The sequence below is a fragment of the Sphingomonas sp. LC-1 genome (assembly GCF_025371035.1).
Taxonomy (GTDB): Bacteria; Pseudomonadota; Alphaproteobacteria; order Sphingomonadales; family Sphingomonadaceae; genus Sphingomonas; species Sphingomonas sanguinis_E.
This window is the reverse complement of the sequence record NZ_JANZXB010000004.1, coordinates 143,548-161,470: the sequence shown is the minus strand read 5'-3', so window position 1 is coordinate 161,470 and position 17,923 is coordinate 143,548. Positions and strand designations below refer to the sequence as shown.

General features: G+C 67.1%; 17 protein-coding genes and 1 riboswitch. Of the genes, 5 read left to right on the top strand and 12 right to left on the bottom strand.

Features of this window, described 5'->3' with window-relative positions; genetic code table 11:
• Positions 1 to 46: 46 nt before the first annotated feature.
• The gene (gene ppdK, locus NZL82_RS07710; protein WP_261269193.1) at positions 47 to 2,707 is read left to right on the top strand and encodes a pyruvate, phosphate dikinase; all 2,661 of its coding nucleotides are present in this window, start codon (positions 47 to 49) and stop codon (positions 2,705 to 2,707) included.
• Positions 2,708 to 2,793: 86 nt separating this feature from the next.
• Here the strand turns inward: ppdK and NZL82_RS07705 are convergent, their stop codons facing one another.
• The 8 genes from NZL82_RS07705 to NZL82_RS07670 form a co-directional block, all read right to left on the bottom strand.
• Positions 2,794 to 3,183, bottom strand: a complete 390-nt coding sequence (locus NZL82_RS07705; RefSeq protein WP_261269192.1) for a hypothetical protein — start codon at positions 3,181 to 3,183, stop codon at positions 2,794 to 2,796.
• Between the two features lie 100 nt (positions 3,184 to 3,283).
• Positions 3,284 to 4,276 carry a type II secretion system F family protein gene (locus NZL82_RS07700; protein WP_261269191.1) on the bottom strand — a complete coding sequence of 331 codons (993 nt, stop codon included), beginning with the start codon at positions 4,274 to 4,276 and terminating at the stop codon, positions 3,284 to 3,286.
• Positions 4,277 to 5,263: a type II secretion system F family protein gene (locus NZL82_RS07695; RefSeq protein WP_261269190.1), complete on the bottom strand. Its 987-nt coding sequence runs from the start codon at positions 5,261 to 5,263 to the stop codon at positions 4,277 to 4,279.
• 4 nt (positions 5,264 to 5,267) lie between these two features.
• Positions 5,268 to 6,533, bottom strand: coding sequence for a pilus assembly protein CpaE (locus NZL82_RS07690; protein WP_261269189.1), 1,266 nt, complete (start codon positions 6,531 to 6,533; stop codon positions 5,268 to 5,270).
• A complete protein-coding gene (locus tag NZL82_RS07685) occupies positions 6,530 to 7,204 on the bottom strand; it encodes a CpaD family pilus assembly protein (RefSeq protein ID WP_261269188.1) in 675 nt (224 codons plus the stop codon). The genes NZL82_RS07690 and NZL82_RS07685 overlap by 4 nt, the downstream gene beginning before the upstream one ends.
• Before the next feature lie 26 nt (positions 7,205 to 7,230).
• Positions 7,231 to 8,775, bottom strand: coding sequence for a type II and III secretion system protein family protein (locus NZL82_RS07680; RefSeq protein ID WP_261269187.1), 1,545 nt, complete (start codon positions 8,773 to 8,775; stop codon positions 7,231 to 7,233).
• An 8-nt stretch (positions 8,776 to 8,783) separates the two neighbouring features.
• Positions 8,784 to 9,767: a Flp pilus assembly protein CpaB gene (cpaB, locus tag NZL82_RS07675; protein WP_261269186.1), complete on the bottom strand. Its 984-nt coding sequence runs from the start codon at positions 9,765 to 9,767 to the stop codon at positions 8,784 to 8,786.
• A 52-nt stretch (positions 9,768 to 9,819) separates the two neighbouring features.
• Positions 9,820 to 10,314 carry a prepilin peptidase gene (locus tag NZL82_RS07670; protein ID WP_261269185.1) on the bottom strand — a complete coding sequence of 165 codons (495 nt, stop codon included), beginning with the start codon at positions 10,312 to 10,314 and terminating at the stop codon, positions 9,820 to 9,822.
• A 50-nt stretch (positions 10,315 to 10,364) separates the two neighbouring features.
• Between NZL82_RS07670 and NZL82_RS07665 the strand changes: the two genes are divergently transcribed.
• Together NZL82_RS07665 and NZL82_RS07660 are read left to right on the top strand one after the other, a co-directional pair.
• Positions 10,365 to 11,300, top strand: coding sequence for an alpha/beta fold hydrolase (locus tag NZL82_RS07665; protein WP_261269184.1), 936 nt, complete (start codon positions 10,365 to 10,367; stop codon positions 11,298 to 11,300).
• Positions 11,297 to 12,370: an FAD-binding oxidoreductase gene (locus NZL82_RS07660; RefSeq protein ID WP_261269183.1), complete on the top strand. Its 1,074-nt coding sequence runs from the start codon at positions 11,297 to 11,299 to the stop codon at positions 12,368 to 12,370. Before NZL82_RS07665 ends, NZL82_RS07660 begins: the two co-directional genes overlap by 4 nt.
• 115 nt (positions 12,371 to 12,485) lie before the next feature.
• Here NZL82_RS07660 and NZL82_RS07655 read toward each other — a convergent pair whose 3' ends face one another.
• The 4 genes from NZL82_RS07655 to ispH all read right to left on the bottom strand — a co-directional run bounded on the left by NZL82_RS07655 (position 12,486) and on the right by ispH (position 15,518).
• Entirely contained in the window at positions 12,486 to 12,917 is a 432-nt protein-coding gene (locus NZL82_RS07655; protein ID WP_261269182.1) for a hypothetical protein, read from the bottom strand.
• Positions 12,918 to 13,170: 253 nt separating this feature from the next.
• Entirely contained in the window at positions 13,171 to 13,608 is a 438-nt protein-coding gene (gene rnhA / locus NZL82_RS07650) for a ribonuclease HI (protein ID WP_261269181.1), read from the bottom strand.
• Positions 13,605 to 14,558 carry a homoserine kinase gene (gene thrB, locus NZL82_RS07645; RefSeq protein WP_261269180.1) on the bottom strand — a complete coding sequence of 318 codons (954 nt, stop codon included), beginning with the start codon at positions 14,556 to 14,558 and terminating at the stop codon, positions 13,605 to 13,607. The genes rnhA and thrB overlap by 4 nt, the downstream gene beginning before the upstream one ends.
• Positions 14,559 to 14,561: 3 nt before the next feature.
• Complete coding sequence (ispH, locus tag NZL82_RS07640) at positions 14,562 to 15,518, bottom strand: 4-hydroxy-3-methylbut-2-enyl diphosphate reductase (protein ID WP_261269179.1); 957 nt, start codon at positions 15,516 to 15,518, stop codon at positions 14,562 to 14,564.
• A gap of 102 nt (positions 15,519 to 15,620) precedes the next feature.
• Between ispH and NZL82_RS07635 the strand changes: the two genes are divergently transcribed.
• Positions 15,621 to 16,259 (top strand): hypothetical protein, encoded by a 639-nt coding sequence (locus NZL82_RS07635; protein WP_261269178.1) that lies wholly within the window; start codon positions 15,621 to 15,623, stop codon positions 16,257 to 16,259.
• 216 nt (positions 16,260 to 16,475) lie between these two features.
• Positions 16,476 to 16,583, top strand: a riboswitch (glycine riboswitch).
• A 162-nt stretch (positions 16,584 to 16,745) separates the two neighbouring features.
• On the top strand, positions 16,746 to 17,921 hold the full coding sequence (gene gcvT / locus NZL82_RS07630) for a glycine cleavage system aminomethyltransferase GcvT (protein ID WP_261269177.1): 1,176 nt from the start codon (positions 16,746 to 16,748) through the stop codon (positions 17,919 to 17,921).
• Positions 17,922 to 17,923 lie beyond the last annotated feature (2 nt).

The following is a 17,923-nucleotide window of genomic DNA, read 5'->3' as shown; positions in this document are numbered from 1 at the left end:
GTGTCCCCAGGGCGTCGGACGATACGACCAGTAAAGGATCGAACCGATGACCTATGTGTACCGTTTCGGCGGCGGCGTTTCGGACGGCGGTAAGGGGGACAGGAACCTGCTTGGCGGCAAGGGCGCGAACCTGGCCGAGATGGCCTCGATCGGGCTGCCGGTGCCACCGGGCTTCACCATCTCCACCGCGATGTGCACCCGCTATTATGAGGATGGCGAGCAGTTTCCGCAGGAGCTGCGCGACGAGGTGGCGGACGGCATCGCGCATATTGAGGCGGTGACCGAGAAGCGCTTCGGCGACCCCGAAAACCCGCTGCTCGTCTCGGTCCGCTCGGGCGCGCGCGTGTCGATGCCGGGCATGATGGACACGGTGCTGAACCTCGGCCTCAACGACGCGACCGTCGAGGGGCTGGCGAAGAAGGCGGGCGATGAGCGTTTCGCCTGGGACAGCTATCGCCGCTTCATTCAGATGTATGCCGATGTCGTGCTGGAGCTGGATCACGGCGCGTTCGAGGAAGCGCTGGAGATCGCCAAGGAGGATAACGGCTTCACCCTCGACACCGAGATGTCGGCCGAGGACTGGAAGGCGCTGGTCACGACCTATAAGGGCCTGGTCGAGGAGCAATGGGGCAAGCCCTTCCCGCAGGACGTGCACGACCAGCTTTGGGGCGCGGTCGGCGCGGTGTTCGGATCGTGGCAGTCGGAGCGTGCGAAGGTCTATCGCCGCCTGAACGATATTCCCGCCGATTGGGGCACCGCCGTCAATGTGCAGGCGATGGTCTTCGGCAATATGGGCGACACCTCGGCGACGGGCGTGGCCTTCACGCGCGATCCGTCCAAGGGCGACCGCGCTTATTATGGCGAATTCCTGATCAACGCGCAGGGCGAGGATGTGGTCGCGGGCATCCGCACGCCGCAATATCTGACCAGGGCCGCGCGCGAGGAAGCGAAGGCCAAGCCCGCCTCGATGGAAGAGGCGATGCCCGTGGTGTATGCGGAGCTGGCCGCCGTCTTCGACCGGCTGGAAAACCATTATCGTGACATGCAGGACATCGAGTTCACCGTCGAACAGGCCAAGCTCTGGATGCTCCAGACCCGCTCGGGCAAGCGTACCGCCAAGGCGGCGCTGAAGATCGCGGTCGACATGGCGAATGAGGGCCTCATCACCCGCGAGGAGGCGATCGCGCGGGTCGATCCGGCGGCGCTCGACCAGTTGCTCCACCCGACGCTGGACCCCAATGCCCGGCGCGACGTGCTGACCAAGGGGCTGCCCGCTTCGCCGGGGGCGGCTTCGGGCAAGGTGGTGTTCGACGCCGATGCCGCCGAGCGCGCGGCGGCGGCGGGCGAGGCGGTGATCCTGGTCCGCGTCGAAACCTCGCCGGAAGACATTCACGGCATGCATGCGGCCAAGGGCATCCTGACCGCACGCGGCGGCATGACCAGCCATGCGGCGGTCGTGGCGCGTGGCATGGGGCGGCCCTGCGTCTCGGGCGCGGGTTCGCTGTCGATCGACAACAAGGCCAAGCTGTTGCGCGTCGGTGCCCGCGAGGTGCGCGAGGGCGATATCCTGACGCTCGACGGTTCGACCGGCGAGGTGATGGTCGGCGCGGTGGCGACCGTCCAGCCCGAGCTGGCGGGCGATTTCGGCACGCTGATGGAATGGGCCGATCAGGTCCGCCGCCTGAAGGTCCGCGCCAATGCGGAAACCCCGCTCGACTGCCAGACCGCGCGCGATTTCGGCGCGGAGGGCGTCGGCTTGTGCCGCACCGAGCATATGTTCTTCGACGCCGCGCGGATCACGGCGGTGCGCCAGATGATCCTGGCCTCGGACGAAAAGGGCCGCCGCGTCGCGCTCGACAAGCTGCTGCCCGAACAGCGCGCCGACTTCACCGCAATCTTCGAGGTGATGGCGGGTCTGCCGGTAACGGTGCGGCTGCTCGACCCGCCGCTGCACGAATTCCTGCCGCAGCAGGAGGCCGAATTCGCCGAGGTCGCGACGGCGGCGGGCGTGGATGTGGACACGCTGAAGCGCCGGGCGAGCGAACTGCACGAGTTCAACCCGATGCTCGGCCATCGCGGTTGCCGTCTGGGCGTGACGTACCCTGAGATTTACGAAATCCAAGCACGCGCCATCTTCGAGGCGGCGCTGGACGTGGCGGAGAAGTCGGGTGAAGCCCCGATCCCCGAGGTCATGATCCCGCTGGTCGCCACCCGGCGTGAGCTGGAGTTGATGAAGGCGGTGATCGACAAGGCTGCACAGGCGGTCTTTGCTGAGCGTGGCAAGACGGTCGAGTATCTGGTCGGCACCATGATCGAGCTGCCGCGCGCCGCGCTGAAGGCCGGGGAAATCGCCGAGGTGGGCGAGTTCTTCTCCTTCGGCACCAACGACCTGACCCAGACCACGCTGGGTGTCAGCCGCGACGATGCCGCGCGCTTCCTGAGCGCCTATGTCGAGAAGGGCATCTACGCCAAGGACCCGTTCGTCAGCCTGGATGTCGAGGGCGTCGGCGAACTGGTCAGCCTGGCCGCCGAGCGGGGCCGGGCGACGCGCCCCGGCATCAAGCTGGGCATTTGCGGCGAGCATGGCGGCGACCCGGCATCGATCGCCTTCTGCGAGCAGGTCGGGTTGGATTATGTCTCGGCCAGCCCGTACCGCGTGCCGATCGCTCGGCTGGCGGCGGCGCAGGCGGCGCTGAAGGCAAATTAAGAGAGTAGGTCGGAACCGCTTGCCCGAAGGCGGTTCCGACCTTCCTTACTCTCCGCCCCAGCCTGCTCTGAGACGACGTGGCGGGCTCACCCGTGGGTCGTCACCCGGTTCCCGAAATCGAACCAGCCGCGACGCTCGCCAGCCGGATAGGCCGGGCGCGCTGCGCTTGCCGCCACCGGGCGATAGGTCGAGCCGGATGCTGCCCGATCCACCACCGGAGCGGTGGCGACCGGAGCCGCCGCCACCGGCTGCGCGCTGGCGAGCCGGTGATTTTCGCGCTCCAGTTCCGCGATCCGCGACTGCGCGGCGGACAGCTTGGTTTCGGTATCCTTCACCTGCGCCGCATGGGCGTCACGCTCCGTGGCGTAGCGCGTCCGCCATTTGCGCCCGCCGGGATGGCTCGCCAGCCCGAAAAGCCATCCGGCGATGAGGACCAGCCCCAGCACGGCGAATTGCGTGGTCGAAGTGAACAACATCGCATCGATCCCTGTCTGTTACGACCGGTCAACGACTGGAGGCGATGCTGGTTGCGCGGCGGCTGGTTGCGCAGGGACCGGCAGCGCAAGGTCGGGGGCGTCATTGCCCCGACAGGAGCGTATCCTTGATCGAACAGGCAGCGGGGCCCAGGATCACGACGAACAGGGTCGGCAGGATGAAGAGGATCAACGGCACCGTCATGATGGCGGGCAGACGCGCGGCCTTTTCCTCGGCGCGCATCATCCGTTCGTTGCGGAACTCCGCCGACAGGACGCGCAGCGCGCTGGCGAGCGGGGTGCCGTATTTCTCAGTCTGGATCATGGTCGTGACGACGCTGCGCAATGCGTCGAGATTGACCCGCATCGACAGGTTTTCCAGCGCCTGCCGCCGATCGGTCAGAAAGCTCAGTTCGACAGAAGTCAGCTGGAACTCGTCGCCCAGTTCGGGATAGGCGCGGCGCAATTCGCGGGCGACGCGGGCAAAGGCGGCGTCGACGGTCAACCCGGCCTCGGCACAGATCACCATCAGGTCGAGTGCGTCGGGCAGTCCCTTGCGAATCGCGGCGGTGCGCTTGTCGATCCGGTTCTTGAGCGCGAGGTCGGGCGCCTTGTAGGACAGGACCAGTGTCCCAGCGACCAGCATATAGCAGCTCAGGCCGCTCCAATCCGAAAAGCTGTCGGTGCCATAGACCCACAAGGCCATGCTGCCGCCCAGCAGGATGGGCAGCGCCAGCCGGCCGAAGATCACCGCCACCGCCAGTTCCTTCGACCGCAGGCCCGCCTGGAGCAGACGCAACTGGACCGCCTTGACCTGTTCGTCCTGCAGCATCTTCAGCGCGCTGAGGATCAGGCGCATCCGTTCCAGCATGTCGGCGCGGTCGACCCATTGCGATCGGCGCTTGGCGGGCGCAGCGATCCCGGCCTTGAGCTGTTCGCGCCGTTCGTTGAGCACCCGCACCCGCCGCGTCATCGGATCGCGCGTGCCGATCAGCAGATAGGCGACGACGAGCAGGGCGAAGATGCATACGCCCCATAACAGGGTGGCGGCGGCCGAGGGTTCCAATCCCAGGATGCTGTTGGCGGAAGCGGTCATTCAAATCTCGAAACTGATCATGCGGGACATGATGAAGGCGCCCAGCCCCAGCCAGACGAAACCCAGCACACCGATCAGCATCAGTCGCGGATCGGTGAAGAAGCGCGCCATATAAGACTGGTTGATCGTCCAGATGATCCCGAACACGAAAAAGGGCAGCGAGCCGATGATATAGGCCGACGCCTTGGGCTCGGACGACATCGCCTTGATCTTCAGCTTCATCTGCGCCCGCTTGCGCAGCACTTCGGCCAAGTTGGACAAGGTTTCGGCCAGATTGCCACCGGTCTCGCGCTGAATGGCGATGGCGATGACGAAAAACTGGAACTCGGGAATGTCCAGCCGGTCGGCGGTTTCCTGAAGCGCGGCGTCCATCGTCCGGCCGATGCGCATCCGGTCGGCGACGGCGCGGAATTCCTCGCCCACCGGGCCGGGTATCTCATGCGCGACGACCGTCATGGTCTCGGCGATGGGCAGACCCGAGCGCAGGCCACGTACGAGCAATTCGATGGCATCGGGAAAGCGGGTGGTGAACTTGCCGACACGGCGCGTGATCAGGCGACCGACCACCATATGGGGCAGCCAAAGCCCGAGCAACAATCCGGCCAGCAGCGCGAGGAACAGCGACAGGCCCAGCATCATGAGAAGGATCATGATGCCGAGCGCAAGCCCCGCGCTGGCCATGCCATATTGCCCGACGGTCCAGTCGCGGCCGGTCCGGTCCAGCCTTTGCCCCAATTGTGCGGGGTTGGGCAGCAGGCGACCGAACGCCTTGTCCATCCGCGTGTCCCCCGCCAGCGCGATGCCGCGCGACGAGGCGGCGGCGGTGGCCTGAACCGGCTGGTTGAGGTCCAGCGCAACCCGGTCCCGCAATCCCGCAAGCCGCCGCGATTGTCCGCGTGACGTCCCGGGGGTGGAGAAGGCCGCCATCGCCAGGAGCAGCGTCAGGAAAACGCCAACGGCCAGGATCAGGGTCGCCGTCATGCTCATGGCGTCAGTTCGCCCGCGTCCGCTTGGCGAGGAGCGACTTCAGGTCGAACCGATCGAGCAGGCCGCGCTTGCCAGACGCCGACGGGTCCGGTCCTTCGGAGGAGGCGCAGATGCGTTGCGCCAGTTCGACCAGTGGCGCGATGGTGCGCGAATTGCGGCCCATTTCGGCGATCGGCTTGCCGACCTTGGCGGCCTGCACCACCAGCTTCTGGTCATAGGGGATCAGCACGTCGAGCGGGCGTTCGATCGACCCTTCGAAATCGCTCTGCGCGATCTCGGTCTGGCCGGTGGGCATGACCCGGTTGGCGACGGTCAGCACATGGGTCTGCGGCGCATGGGTCTTGAGCCAGGAGAGGATGCGGATCGTGTCGCGCGCGGCGGCCAGGGTGAATTCGGTCACCAGCACCAGGGTCTGCGCGCTCGTGACCAGCATGGGTTGCTGGATCAGCAGGTTGCGGGGCAGATCGACGATCGTCATCTCGAAATTGATCCGCATCTCGTCCTGCAATTGCGCAAAGGCGAGACCGTCATTGACGATCGGCGCGCTGATCGGGGCCTCGGCGGACAGGATGGCGAGCTTCGACGTCGCCTTGACCATCGCGCGTTCCAGGAACAGCCCGTCGATCCGCCCCGGATTGTCGATCGCATCGACCAGCCCGCGTCCCGGCTCCAGATCGAGCGCGAGTGCGGCGGTGCCGAAATGCACGTCGAGGTCGAGAATGGCGGTCGTCCGATCTAACCGCTCCGCCATCAGCCACCCCAGCGAGGTCGCGATCGTCGATGTCCCCACGCCGCCGCGAACGCCCACCACCGCGACGTTGCACGGTGCCTTTTCGGGGACCGTATCCATCGCGCGCGGGGCGTGAAGGATCGTCCTGGCCTGGCCGATGGCGTCGCGCAGCATGTCGGCGTTGATCGGCTTGAGCAGATAATCGTGAAGCCCGCTGGCCATCAGCATGCGGTAGAGGCGAACGTCGTTGACCTGGCCGACCGCGATCACGATCGTGCCCGGCTCGCACACCTCCGCCAGATTGTTGATCTCGTTGGTGGGATCGGGCGTGTCGCTGAGATCGACCAGCAGGATTTGCGGGCTGGTGCTGACCGACAGGGCCTGGATCGCGCCGCGAAGTCCGCCCTTCAACACCTTGTCGGGCGACCATCCCTGTTCGATGAGGATCGGCCGGACCGCCTCGGCGGTCCAGTCGTCGCAGACATAGGCCTGGATCGGATCGCGCTGGGTCATGACATGCGGGGTCCAGGGAGCGTTCATTGTGACACCCCGCCGCCCGAAGCCATGCCACCGCCGCCCGAGGAATTGGCGCTGCGCAGGGAGGTGCCACCATTGCCGGTCGGTGGGGCGGCGCGCAGGGCGTTGACCGCGCGGCTGCCCATCGCCGGATCGGTCGTGGTCGGGCCTTCGACCCCGCGGACCAGATCATTGGGGTTGGCGACCATCGCCGCCAGATTGCGATTGATCGCACAGCCATGATTGGATGCGGTCTGCCCGGACCAGTCGGCGGGGGCGGCATCGCTGCTTGCATCCGGGCATCCGGGGACCGAGGCCTGGGCCCGCGTCACGACGACGCGGATGGTCGCAGGTGCCACAGGGCTGCGCGCGATGCCGGAGGCCGGCGCGATCAACAGGCCATAATGGCCGATGACGTCCGCCACTTCGCGATAGGCGCCGGGGGCCTCGCCCGCCGGATCCTCGAGCGTCACGCGGTCGCCATAGCCCAGCCGCAGATTATGCGCCCAGCCATCCAGCCGCCGATCCTCGTCCGCCGCCAGCCGCCCGCCGGATGTGGCGAGGTCCAGCGCATAGCTGGTCTGCGACACGACGGGCTGGTGGCGGCTTTCGATCTGCGGCTGGCCGGTGCCCATGCACCCGCCTGTGAACAGCATCAGGCCCAGCGGCATCAGGATTGGCGAGGAGCGACGCATGGGGCGAGACATCCTTGGACGAGCGGTCATTCGGAGAAGCCGGGAGTTGGCGCGCCCTTGCGGACAGCGGAGGGGGATGCGGGTTTCGGCGGAGCGACCGGCACGGCTGCGGCGGCCCCTGCGCTCGGGCGGCCTTGCATGGGGGCGGCCATGGTCGGAACCGGACGCGGCTGGCTCGTGGTGGCGCCCATCTGGCCCAGCAGGATGCGTTCGGCATCATTGGGCGCGCGCTGCCCGTCATTGGGCAGCGCGATGTCCGACGGAGAGTTGACCGGCTTGACCAGATAGGGGGTGATGATGATCACCAGCTCGGTCTCGCTCCGCTTGAACGCGTTGGATCGGAACAGCGAGCCGATCAGCGGCAGGTCGCCCAGCCACGGCGTCTTCTCGATCGAGTTGTCGCGCGAGTTGGACAGCAGCCCGCCGATCATCATGCTCTGGCCCGAACCCAGTTCCAGCGTGGTTTCGGCGCGCCGCGTGGTCAGCGCCGGGATCGAGGTCCCGCCGACCGTCACCGCGCCGACCGAAGAAATCTGCGACACTTCGGGCCGGACGCGCAGCGAGATGCGGCCATCGGCCAGCACGGTCGGCGTATAGGACAGGCTGACGCCATATTGCTTATATTCGACCGACACCGCGCCCAGCCCGGTCGCCAGCGGGATCGGGATTTCGCCGCCCGCCAGGAAGGTCGCGGTTTCCCCCGACAGGGCGGTCAGGTTGGGATTGGCGAGCGTCGACACCTGACCCAGCGTCTCGCCCAGATCGATCGCGCCGAGCAGGTCCATCCCCAGCACCCGACCCCCCAGGCCGAGCACCGAGCCCGAGCCGCTGCCGCGATTGAACGTATATTGCGTCGCCGGCTGCCCGGCGGAATTGGTGATGTCGGTGATCGTCCCCGCCCCCGGGCGCCCCGTGGCGAGCCCGAACACGAAGCCGCTGCCATTGCTGTCCCGGTTCAGCAGGTTGACGCCGATCGACTTGACGAAATTGCGGTTCACCTCGGCAATGCGGACCTGGAGATTCACCTGCAACGGCGTCGCGGTCTTCAACCGGCTGATGATCCGGGTGTCCTTGCCGACATAGGCCTGGACGAGCCGTTCGGCTTCGGCCGCGTCGTCGGGGGCGGCGACGGTGCCGGTCAGCAGGATCAGCCCGTTCATCGGCGTTGCGGTGATCGTCGCCTCCGGCATGGCCAGGCGCAGCATCCGGCCGATCGAATCGAGATTGTTGCCGACCCGAACCGTGGTCGCATAGACGACCGCGCCTCCACGCCCCGTGGCCGAGATGCTCGTCTCGCCCGGCTTCTTGCCGAAGATATAGAGCTGGGTCGGCGAACGCACCTGAACGTCCGCGATGCTGTCGTCGGCGACGAACAGATCGGTCATCGGACGGGGCAGGGTGATCAGGCGCGCGCGGCCGGTATTGATCTCCAACGCGCCCGATCCGTCGTGCGCGACGGTCGAATCACCGGGTTCGGCGGCCGCTTTCGCCGGGGCTGGCGCGAGGAGCAACGGGGCGAGCATCAGCGCGACGGCCGACCCCCGCGCCGCGCCCGAGAATGTGGATCGCATCGACATCGTCAATTCTTCCCCGCAATGGGTGCGACGCTAGTGGAACTGCCGCGCGAGACCCGCACGACGGGTCCTTGCGCCATGGCGACCTGACCGACGCCGGCGGCCGCGACGTTCGGCGCCATGCCGCCCGGTGCCGTGGTCCCCTGATCCGGGCCACCGTTCGACTGACGACCGGGCACGGTCCGCCGTTGATAGCGCGATATGTCGCCGCCGGTGACATAGGAGGCACGGTCGACCTGTGGCTGGGTGATGGCGCCCGCCATCTCGTCGGGGCGGTCCGCCAGTGCACGCAGCGACAGGGAAAGGGTGCCGAGCGTCTGCGCCACGGCCAATTGCTCGGCGATCTTCGGCGTCGCCTCTACGGTGACGGTGGTGAAGGTATGAACCGGCGTCTTGCCGTCATCGCCGACCTGCGAATCGGTGCGCTGGTCGGTTGCCAGCACGCGGACGTTGCGCAGGATGGTTTCCGACACCTTCAGCGGCGGGCCATCGCCGCCGCCGGCCACGTCCTGGGTCAGGACGACGTCGATCCGGTCGCCGGGAAATACGAATCCCGCAACCGCGGTCTGGGCGGAGACGGGCACCGTCACGGCGCGCATGCCGGGCGTCAGTGCGGCGGCAAGGAAGCCGCGGTCGCCCGGACGCACCACCGCCCCCTGGGTCAGCGGCTGCCCGGCGGTGATCGCATAGCGCAGCACCGTGCCCGTCAGCTTCGCCAGATCGGCCTGGCCCTTCACATAATAGGCACCGGCCAGCATGTCCTTGGGCCAGGGCTGGAACTTCAGCGCGGTCGGATCGATGATCGTGCCGACCGGCAGGGTGCGGGTGGCGACCAGGACCTCGTTTTGCGGCACGGGCGGGGCGACGACGACGGCGGCGGCCTCGGCGGGCGGCGCGCTGCTACCGGACGTGATCGTCCGCGCGAATAAGGCGGTCACGCCTGCGATCAGCAGGGCCCCCACCAGCAGTAAGACTTTGCGACTGTCCATCCTGTCTTCTTCGGCCTCGGCGCCGAGCCCGTTGCTCAGCCTATATGCGGCGTTAAGTATGAGGGAATGGGTTAAATATCGGTTCCCGCAGGATCATCAGCGCGGCGATCGCGATGGCGACGCCATACGGCACCTCGATCGCGCGTGCCTCCTCCGGCCCCCCGGCACGGCGTAGGCGATGGTCCACCAACATGAGCAAAGTGATCGCCCCGCCCGCGATCGACATGATCAGCATCATGCGGACCAGCGAGGGCAGGGGCAGCCACAGCGCGATCGCCGCGATCATCTTCACATCGCCGCCACCCATCATCCCGATGCGAAATGCCTGCGCAAACAGCAGGAACACGCCGATCGCGACGCCCAGTTGCCACAGCATGTCGGGCCAGACCGCCATGCCGCTCGCCCACCACCAGAGCGGGGCGAGCAGCGCGATGGCGATGTTCTTGCGATCCGCGATCTCGCGGGTGCGCGCATCCTCGATGCCGGCGGAGAGCAGCAACAGCATCAGCGCCACGGTCAGGGCGATGCGGACAATGGTCCATTCCATGGCATAACGCCCTAGACGGCAGGGCTTTCCAAACCGTAACCGGGGATCGGATGACCGACAGCCTTTCCCTCCGCCGAACCTTTCCCGCCGCCGCGCGGGTGACGCGCTGGCATGCGCCGGACGGATGGGATCATCGCCGCTTCGATTGGGCGACCGAGCGGCCCGTCGGGCGCCTGCTGTTCCAGACCGGCCGGGCCGATATGGTCGAGAAATATCTGGAGGTCTTCGCGCATCTGGTCGCGAGCGGGTGGAGCGTGACCGCCTTCGACTGGCGCGGACAGGGCGGATCGGGGCGAATGCTCGCCGATCGGCATATCGGGCATGGCGGCGATTTCGCGGTGCTGGTCGAGGACCTTCGCGTGTTCTGGCGGACTTGGCGGGCGGAGGATGATTCGGCTCTTCCGCATGTCCTGCTTGGCCATTCGATGGGCGGGCATCTTGCGTTACGAAGTGTGGTGGAGGGGGCGGTGGACCCCCAAGCCCTGATCCTGGTCGCGCCGATGCTGGAGCTGCGCCTGCCGACCGGGGCACTGCTCGGCGGCGGCATCATCCGCCTGATGACCCTGCTGGGCCGGGCCGAGCGGGCAATCTGGCGCGTCGAGGAAGGGGCGGGGCACCACACCCGCCAGCGCAACCTGACCCATGATGTCGGGCGGTTCGAGGACGAAGCCTATTGGTATGCCCAGTCGCCCGAACTGGCGCTGGGGCCGCCGAGCTGGGGGTGGCTGGCGGCGGCGTCGCGGTCGACACGATCGCTGCTCCGCGATCGCCGGTTGGATGCCGTCACGCTCCCGACGCTGATGCTGATCGCCGAGGCCGACCGCCTGGTGGACCCGCGCGTGGCGGAGCAGGTCGCCGCGCGGATCGGCGCGCAAATCGAGCGTTTCGGACCGGACGCCGCGCATGAATTGCTGCGCGAGGCGGATCCGGTGCGGCTGCGCGCGCTGGCGGCGATCGATCAGTTTCTGGGCAAGGTTGCCGCATGACCTATGACATCGCGATCGTCGGCGCGGGCATGGCGGGCGCGAGCCTGGCCGCCGCGATCGGCCCGCGCGCGCGGGTCGTCCTGATCGAGGCGGAAGATATGCCCGGCCGTCATGCGACGGGGCGTTCGGCGGCCTTCTGGTCGGAAAGCTATGGCGGCCCGGCGGTTCAGCCGCTGACCACCGCCTCCGGCCCATATCTGCACGACGGCGGGTATCTGAACCCGCTGGGTTCGCTGCATGTCGGGCGCGTCGAGGACGGTGCGCGGATCGACCGGTTTCTCGCCGATTTCGCTCACACGGGGGTGGATTTGTCGCGGGCCGATCCCGCCCCCTTTGTCCCCGGTCTTCGCCCCCAATGGGTGCAGGGGATATGGGAGCCGAGCTGCGCCTATATCGATGTCGCGGCGCTGCATGCCGATTATCTGGCGGCCGCACGCGCGGCGGGGGCGGTGCTGATGACCGACGCCGCGCTGCTGTCCGCCGAACGGTGCGACGGAACATGGCGACTGGAGACGCGGGCAGGGCCCGTCCGGGCGACGTTGCTGGTCGATGCCGCCGGAGCCTGGGCCGACGAAGTGGCACGGATGGCGGGCGCCGCGCCGGTCGGCATCACTCCCTATCGACGGACCATGGTGCAACTCCGTGTCGATCCCCCCGCTCCGGAAGGGCTGCCTCATGTCATCGACATATCGGGCGGTTTCTATTTCAAGCCCGAGCCTGGGGGCCGGCTGTGGCTCAGCCCGCATGACGAGACGCCGAGCATCGCTTGCGATATCGCGCCCGAGGAATGGGATGTGGCGGTGGCGATCGACCGGCTGGAGCGGGTGGTCGACTGGCGCGTCGAGGCGGTCGAGCGCCGCTGGGCGGGCCTGCGCAGCTTCGCGCCGGATCGCGCCCCGGTATATGGATTCGATGCGCGCGTGCCGGGCTTCTTCTGGTGTGCGGGGCAGGGCGGTTTCGGAATCCAGACCGCGCCCGCCGCCTCGGTGCTGGCGGCGGCATTGCTGCTGGGGGAGGGGCCGGTGCCCGATGGTGTCGATGCCGCGCGCTATGCGGCGGCGCGGTTCTGACCCTGGCCGTCCCATCGATCCGTCACCGGTCGGCGGAGGCCCGCACACTTGTCTGATCGCAGGTCCCCGATCGGGAACGGCGTCACCATCCCGATCGGTGGAAGCGATAGCGATTCTAGAAGGGCAGCGGAGCGAGATCGGGTTCGACCCATGCCCGGCGCGCAGGCACGCCAAACAACACGTCGCGGCTCCAATGTTCGAGAAGCCATTTCGAATCGCCAAGGTGGGACGCCATCAGCGCCGAATGCACGATGTGGAGAGGCGTGTGTTCAGGGTGCTTGGCAAGGCAGTGAGCCGCACCGCGCATCGATGCCAAGGTGATCGTGTGATGATAACCGCTCGTGTCGGTGTTCGCGGTCTTCGTGGCTTCGTTGTATCGGGAGATCAGCAAGCGAATTTCGTCCGCTTCGATAAGGTCGCGTCGATGGCGGCAGAGCCAAAGCGCTGCGGCGAAATGACCCGCATGTGTCCATTCGCTCTTCGCCAAGGTGCGATCGATCAGGCCTGACGCGATGCGGTCGATCGCGGCTTCGTCCCGGAAGTACATAGCCCTGTTGTCCTTTCGAATAGGCCCAACCGGCATAAAAAACCCCGCCGATTGGGCGGGGTGGTCAGCGTCAAGCGGAGGGATATGGCCTTTCGCTATCCCATGAGCCGAGCGCGCGCACATACACCGCCGTTGAGATGACGGCGTTGTTGTTGAACATGGGCGGCCACGCGGGTCATGCATGGTCCGTAACATCGATCAATTTTGCGCTCAAGTCGGTCCCCGCGCGCTATCGGAGCGAGCGACGGCCGGGCTATTTCCGAAACGTCTCCGCCGCATCGCTGGCCAGCTTGTCGGCGCGTTCATTGTCCGGGTGGCCGGCATGGCCCTTCACCCATTTCCATTCGATCTGGTGGCGCTCCGCGGCCGCGACGAGAGCCTGCCAGAGTTCGGCATTCTTGACCGGCTTCTTGTCCGCCGTGCGCCAGCCATTGCGCTTCCAGCCATGGATCCACTTGGTCAGGCCGTCCATCACATAGCGGCTGTCCGTCGACAGCGTCACCGCGCAAGGACGCTTGAGCGCGTTCAGCGCCTCGATCGCGGCCATCAATTCCATGCGGTTGTTGGTGGTCAGCGCCTCGCCGCCCGACAATTCCTTTTCATGCGCGCCCGACCGGATCAGCGCGCCCCAGCCGCCGGGGCCGGGATTGCCCTTGCATGCGCCATCGGTGGCGATCTCGACAGGGGTCACAGTCCGGCCTTTCCGTCGCGATAGGCGATATAGCGCCGCCAATAGGCCAGGGGGTCCTTGCGCGTCACCAGCGCGTCGGCAGGGGTGTTGAGCCAGTCCCAGGCGCGCGAAAGCGCGAAGCGGAGGCACGCGCCCATCGCCAGCTTCGCGAATGCCGCGCGCTCGGTGTCGGACAGCGGGAAGTGGCGCTCATATCCTTCGACCAGCGCCGCGCCGATCTCGGGTGCATAGGTCTCGCCGGTCGCATCGAAGCTCCAGGCCGAGTGCATGACAGCCAGATCATAGACGCGGAAATCGGTGCAGGCGAAATAGAAGTCGATCAGCCCCGTCACCTGATCGCCCAGCACCAGCACATTGTCGGGAAACAGGTCGGCATGGATGACGCAGGCGTCGAGGCTTTGCGCGTCCCAACCGTCGAGCACCGTATCGAGCGCTTCACCCATCGCGTCGTGCAGCCCTGGCTGAATCCGATCGAGATCGCGCCCGCATTGCGCGAACAAGGGGCGCCAGCTCGCATGGCCCATCGAATTGGGGCGATTCTGCGGAAAGTCCGCCACCGCGCGGTGCATCGCGCCCATCGCGTCCGCCGCCGCCAGCGCTTGCGCCGGGCTGGGATGCGACAGCGACACGCCGGACAGAAACTGGATCAGGCAGGCGGGGCGGCCTGCCAGTTCTTGGATCTCGACGCCCTGCCGGTCCTTGATCGCGGGCGGCACGGGCAGGCCCTTGGCCGCCAGATGGTCGAGCAGCGCGAGGAAGAAAGGCAGGTCCCCCGCCGCCACCCGCTTTTCGTACAGCGTCAGGATGAACCGCGCGGTCGTGGTGTCGACCAGATAATTGCTGTTCTCGACCCCTTCGGCGATGCCCTTGGCCGAGATCAGTTCGCCAGCGTCATAGCGCCCCAGAAACGCCAACAGCGCCTCCGCCGAAACCTGCGTATAGACGGCCATGGATCAGGCAGCCGCTTCCAGCCCGCGGGGCAGCTTGAACGCGATCGTCTCGCGCGTCGTTTCTTCCTCACGCTCCGACACGGTGAAGCGTTCGGACAGGCGATCGACCAGCTCGCGGACCAAGAGCTCGGGCGCGGAGGCTCCGGCGGTCAGGCCCAGCGTCTTGACCCCGTCGAGGAACGCCCAGTCGAGATCGGCGGCACGCTGGATCAGTTGCGCGCGCTTGCCCGCCCGCTCGGCGACCTCGACCAGTCGCAGCGAGTTGGAGGAATTGGGCGCGCCGATCACCAGCACCGCGTCACATTCGGCGGCGATCGCCTTGACCGCGGCCTGGCGGTTCGAGGTGGCGTAGCAGATATCCTCGCCGCGCGGCCCCTGGATCGACGGGAAGCGGCGCTGCAACGCCTCGATCGTCGCGGCGGTGTCGTCGACCGACAAAGTGGTCTGGGTCAGGAAGGCCAGATTGTCGGGATCGGCGGGGGCGAAGGCTTCGACATCGGCGACCGTCTCGACCAGCGACATCGACCCTTGCGGCACCTGGCCGAAGGTGCCGATGACCTCCGGGTGCCCGGCATGGCCGATGAAGACGATATGACGCCCCATCTCGACCAGCCGCTCGGCCTGGCGATGGACCTTGGACACTAGCGGGCAGGTCGCGTCGAGATAGTCCAGGCCGCGATTCTCCGCATCGGCGGGCACGGATTTGGGGACGCCATGCGCGGAGAAGACGACGTGCGCGTGCGGCGGCACCTCATCCAACTCCTCGACGAAGATCGCGCCCTTGGCCTTCAGGCTGTCGACGACGAACTTGTTGTGGACGATCTCGTGCCGGACATAGACCGGCGCGCCATGCTTTTCGAGCGCGAGCTCGACGATGCGGATCGCGCGGTCCACCCCGGCGCAGAATCCGCGCGGGGCGGCGATCAACAGGTCGAGCGGCGGCTTGGGGGCATCGGTCATGGGCACGGCTCTACGCCATTGCTTGCGCGCGTCCAACCCGGTTCCTATGCTGGCGGCCAAACCGGCATCATGCTTCGGCATATAGAATAGGCGTTTCGACCTGTGAAAGCACCGCTCCTCGTTTCCGTCGCCCTTGCGCTCGTCTTGGGGGGCTGCGCCCGTACCGGAGAGATCGATGCCTCGGGCGGCATCACCGCCGTCCGATCGGCCTGCCCGGTGGTGGGCGTCGCGGCGGGGACGGGCGACGTCACGCTGTTCAAGACGCCGGGCGCGACCGATGAAAAGTCGATCGATCTGGTCGCCAGCATGACCAATGTCCGCGGCAATTGCGCCGATGCGGGAACCGACATCGTGACCACCGTCACCTTCAATGTCGAAGCGCGGCGCACCGACACGAGCGCGGCGCGCGACGTGACCTTGCCCTATTATATCGCGATCGTCCGCGGCGGGACGAACGTCGTCGCCAAGCGGGTCAGCCGCGTCAACGTCCATTTCGACGCGGGTCAGGCGCGCGGACAGGTGGCGGGCGAGGCCTCGGCCACCGTCGCACGTTCGGCGGCGACGCTGCCGGACGAGGTTCGCGAAAAGCTGACCCGCCGCCGCAAGGCCGGGGACGAGGATGCGGCGGTCGATCCGCTGACCCAGCCCGACGTCCGCCAGGCGGTGGCGAGCGCCAGCTTCGAGGCGCTGGTCGGGTTCCAGCTGACCGATGCGCAACTGCGGTACAACGCGACTCGCTGATCCGGTCCTTCCTGGCGGGGGGGGGGGGGCTTGCCACGCGGGTTACCGTGCGTGAAAGCCCCCTGCGTCTTGCCTGCGGCCTGTCGACTCTTCTCTCAGGGAAAGAATATTGGCGACGCCATCCCCAATATTTGCGCATGCTCCTTGCTGTCGCCAATTGACTTGAACCCACGCGCCCGGCAGAGGGCGCGGCGTCGATGTCGGACATGTCCGACATAGGCGCGCGCGGGAGAGCGCCGGGTGCATCTTTCAGATGGCAGGACCCGGCCGCCGAAGGAGCAACCACCCCGGAATCTCTCAGGCAAATGGGACCGCGCGATCGCCATCGACACTCTGGAAAGCGCGCCTCGACCCCGGTCGCGGCGCCACCGAAGGGGTAAGCCGGAAATTCCGGCGAAAGCTCTCAGGTTCCGTGACAGAGGGGGATCGGATCGGATAAGGACACACGCGTCCCTAGCCGACACCCTTTTGACGGAGACCGGCCCCGTGAGCGACGCAACCGACCTGAATGTAGAAGACGCCCCCGAGGGACAGGAGATCATCCAGACGCTGCCGCTGGACGCCTGGCACCGTGCGCGCGGCGGGCGGATGGTCCCGTTCGCCGGATACGAGATGCCCGTCCAGTATGAAGGCATCATGGCCGAGCATCTGTGGACCCGCGAGTCGGCCGGGCTGTTCGACGTCAGCCATATGGGGCAGGTGGTCTTCACCGGCGAGAATGGCCTGGCCCCGGTCATCACCGCGCTCGAAAAGGTCCTGCCGGGCGACATCACCGGCCTTGGCGATCGTAAGAATCGCTATTCGCTGCTGCTGAACGAAGAGGGCGGCATCCTCGACGACCTGATGGTGACGAAGCGCACCCTCGATGGCGCGGACGAACTTTACATGGTCGTCAACGGCGCGACGAAGTATGACGACATCGCCTATCTGCTCGACTTCATTCCCGACGATGCGACGCTGAATCTGCTCGACGAGCAGGCGCTGCTGGCGCTCCAGGGCCCAAAGGCGGTCGATGCGCTGTCGCGGATCGTGCCGGGCGTCGAGGCCTTGGTGTTCATGACCGCCGCCGACTTCGTATGGAACGACGTGCCGCTGTGGATCAGCCGCTCGGGCTATACCGGTGAGGACGGTTACGAAATCTCGATCCCCGCCGAGCATGCCGCCGCATTCGCCGACCTGCTGTGCGAGCAGGCCGAAGTAAAGCCGATCGGCCTGGGCGCGCGCGACTCGCTGCGTCTGGAGGCGGGGCTGCCGCTCTACGGCCATGACCTCGACCCCGAGACGACGCCGGTGATGGCCGATCTGGGCTTCGCACTCGCCAAGAAGCGCCGCGAGGCGGCCGATTTCCTCGGGGCCGGGCGTATCCTCGCCGAGCGCGAGAACGGCCCCGCCGTCAAGCGCGTCGGCCTGACCGTCGCGGGTCGCCAGCCTGTGCGCGAAGGCGCGTCGGTGGTCGCCGAGGATGGTTCGGTCATCGGCCGCGTGACCAGCGGCGGCTTTGCCCCCTCGATGGGCGCGCCGATCGCCATGGCCTATGTCCCCACCGAGCTGGCGACGCCCGGCACGGCCCTCAAACTGCTTCAGCGCGGCAAGACCCATGACGCCACCGTCACGGCCATGCCGTTCGTCCCCCATCGTTACGTTCGTTCAGGAGCCAAGTGACC